This is a genomic window from Streptomyces sp. NPDC007095 (assembly GCF_040634475.1).
Taxonomy (GTDB): Bacteria; Actinomycetota; Actinomycetes; order Streptomycetales; family Streptomycetaceae; genus Streptomyces.
This window is the reverse complement of record NZ_JBEYFS010000468.1, coordinates 1-2,747: the sequence shown is the minus strand read 5'-3', so window position 1 is coordinate 2,747 and position 2,747 is coordinate 1. Positions and strand designations below refer to the sequence as shown.

Annotated in this window: 3 protein-coding genes; 2 read left to right on the top strand and 1 reads right to left on the bottom strand. The window is 74.7% G+C overall.

Features of this window, described 5'->3' with window-relative positions; translation table 11 throughout:
- Positions 1-63 precede the first annotated feature (63 nt).
- Both ABZ656_RS57375 and ABZ656_RS57370 read left to right on the top strand, forming a co-directional pair.
- Positions 64-945 carry a DUF6457 domain-containing protein gene (locus tag ABZ656_RS57375; protein WP_360280621.1) on the top strand — a complete coding sequence of 294 codons (882 nt, stop codon included), beginning with the start codon at positions 64-66 and terminating at the stop codon, positions 943-945.
- Positions 942-2,336 (top strand): molybdopterin molybdotransferase MoeA, encoded by a 1,395-nt coding sequence (locus ABZ656_RS57370; RefSeq protein ID WP_360280618.1) that lies wholly within the window; start codon positions 942-944, stop codon positions 2,334-2,336. The genes ABZ656_RS57375 and ABZ656_RS57370 overlap by 4 nt, the downstream gene beginning before the upstream one ends.
- Before the next feature lie 59 nt (positions 2,337-2,395).
- Here ABZ656_RS57370 and ABZ656_RS57365 read toward each other — a convergent pair whose 3' ends face one another.
- The gene (locus ABZ656_RS57365) at positions 2,396-2,602 is read right to left on the bottom strand and encodes a hypothetical protein (protein WP_360280615.1); all 207 of its coding nucleotides are present in this window, start codon (positions 2,600-2,602) and stop codon (positions 2,396-2,398) included.
- Positions 2,603-2,747: the final 145 nt, after the last annotated feature.

The window sequence follows — 2,747 nt, the reverse complement described above, 5'->3', positions numbered from 1 at the left end:
CCGTGGGTGTGGTCGTCGTGGGCGACCGGTTCCCGCCGGGCCGCGTCAGCACGTACGGCGCCGGTGGCGCGGGGGGGGGGGCGGGCGGGCCGGCTCGGCGGCGCGGACAAGCCCGGTCTGCGCGTGGGCGGGCGCCCGCTCCTCGACCGGGTGCTCGCCGCCTGCGCCACCGCCACCACCACGGTGGTCGTCGCCCAGCCCAGAGAGACCGCGCGGCCCGTGGAGTGGGCGCGCGAGGATCCGCCCGGAGGGGGACCGCTCGCAGCGCTCGACGCCGGCCTGCGGCACACCTCGGCGGAACACGTCGTGGTGCTCTCCGCCGACCTGCCGTTCCTGGACCGGGTGACGGTAGGGCGCCTGCTGGACGCCCTGCGGACGGGCGACGCCCCCAAGGGCCCGGCGCAACCCGACGGCGTGCTGCTCACCGACCCCGACGGCCGCGACCAGCCGCTCGTGGCGGCCTACCGCGCGGACGCCCTGCGCCGGGAGCTGGCCGCGCTCGCCGCCGCCCACGGTGGAGTCACCGGGCTGCCGCTGCGGCGGCTCACCGCCGCGCTCGACCTCACCCGCATCTCCGACCCCGTCGCGTCCTTCGACTGCGACACCTGGGACGACATCGCCGCGGCCCGGGCCCGCATCAGGGAGCATGGGAACGTGTTGGACGAATGGATTTCCGCAGTCAAGGACGAGCTGGGCATCGACCTGGACGTCGACACCGGCCTCCTGCTCGATGTGGCCCGCGACGCCGCGCACGGTGTGGCCCGGCCCGCGGCGCCGCTGACCACGTTCCTCGTGGGGTACGCCGCCGCACAGGCCGGGGGAGGCCCCGAGGCCGTCGCGGAGGCATCCCGCAAGGCCGCGGCGCTCGCGCTCCGCTGGGCCGCCGAGGACACCCCCGACGCCAAGCCGACCTCAGACGCCAAGCCGACCCCCGACGCCGGATGAACGCGCCCCGCGCCAGGCCCCCCGGTCAGGACGCCGACGACCTCGACGTGGAGGAGGCCCTGGCCTTGGTCAAGGACCCCCGAAGCGCGTCCGACCCCCGGCACGGCCACGGCACCCCCGCGGTCCCCGCGCCCACATCGGAGGGCGAGAACCGCACCCACGCCCCCGCCGGCGCCAAGGGCAGGGGCGACGGGCACACGGCCACCCCCTGGCCCCAGGCCCGTACCACCGCCGAGCGGGCCGCCCGTTCCGTCCCGCGGCGCGCCCCCGTCTCCGTGTCCCTGGACGCGGCCCTGGGCCTGGTCCTCGCCGCCCCGCTCGCCGCGCTCACCGACCTCCCCTCCTTCGACACCTCCGCGATGGACGGCTATGCGGTCGCCGGACCCGGCCCCTGGGACCTCCGCGAGGAGCGGGTACTCGCGGGCCACGCGACGCCGGAGCCGCTCATCGACGGCGAGGCGGTGCGCATCGCCACCGGCGCGCGCATCCCGCAGGACGCCACCGCCGTGCTGCGCAGCGAGCACGGGCACCTCGACGACAAGGGGCGGCTGCACGCCACCCGGGAGGCCGTGCACGGGCAGGACATCCGGCCCCGTGGCCAGGAGTGCCGCAGCGGCGACCAGCTCCTGCCGGCCGGCGCTCTGGTCACCCCCGCCGTGCTGGGCCTCGCCGCGGCCGCCGGATACGACACGCTCACCGTGGTCCCCCGCCCCCGCGCCGAAGTCCTCGTCCTCGGTGACGAATTGCTCACCGAGGGGCTCCCCCAGGAGGGCCTGATCCGGGACGCGTTCGGCCCGATGCTGCCGCCCTGGCTGCGCGCGCTCGGTGCCGAGGTCCTCGCGGTACGCAGGCTGGGCGACGACGCCAAAGCCCTGCACAAGGCGATCACCCGCTCCGACGCCGACCTGATCGTCACGACCGGGGGCACCGCGTCGGGCCCCGTCGACCACGTCCACCCCACCCTGAGCCGGATCGGCGCCCAACTCCTCGTGGACGGTGTCAAGGTCCGCCCGGGTCACCCCATGGTCCTGGCCCGCACCAAGGAGAACCAGCACCTCGTCGGCCTGCCCGGCAACCCCCTGGCGGCCGTCTCCGGCCTGCTGACGCTCGCCGAGCCCCTCCTGCGCATCCTGGCCGGCCGGGTGGCGCCGGAGCCGTACACACTGCCCCTCGGGGGCACGGTCCACGGGCACCCGCACGACACCCGGCTCATCCCCGTCGTGGTGCGTGCCGACCGGGCCATGCCGTTGCACTACAACGGTCCGGCCATGCTGCGGGGCATCGCGGCGTCCGACGCCCTCGCGGTCGTACCGCCCGGCGGCGCCCGTCCGGGTCAGGAGCTGGAACTCCTCGATCTGCCCTGGGCATTGGCCGGTATGGGGAATGCCTGAGACGAGTGGGGCGGGAACCGGACGGCGAGCCGGATCGGGGAGTGTTTCACGTGAAACTTTCACGCCGAGCCGTCGGCACCCTCGTGTTTTGGAGGGCGCGGGTCCCAGCCTGCCGCGAATGACCACTTGATGGCCACCGAAGAGACGGTGAACTGGAGATATGCGCTCTTGTGTCCCTCGGGCAGTGCGATCTCATCGAAGGTGGGACTGACTTTCCCGTCCTCGCATTGCAGCGGGAAGCTGAATCCTGTCGGCTTCAGGGTCACCGTCAGGGTCCTCTTGCCTTCACAGTTCACTGCGGTAGCAAGGGTTTTGCCCGCTAGGTCCTGTCGTCAAATTCCCGTCGTCCGCCCGGAGGGCGGGCCCTGCGGCGTCAGGTGCGTGCTCTCGGCGTGCCGGGCACAGGCCCTC

Bases quoted from the DNA above. Each gene is read 5' to 3' on its own strand.
- ABZ656_RS57370 (WP_360280618.1), top strand. From the start codon at position 942: ATGAACGCGCCCCGCGCCAGGCCCCCCGGTCAGGACGCCGACGACCTC.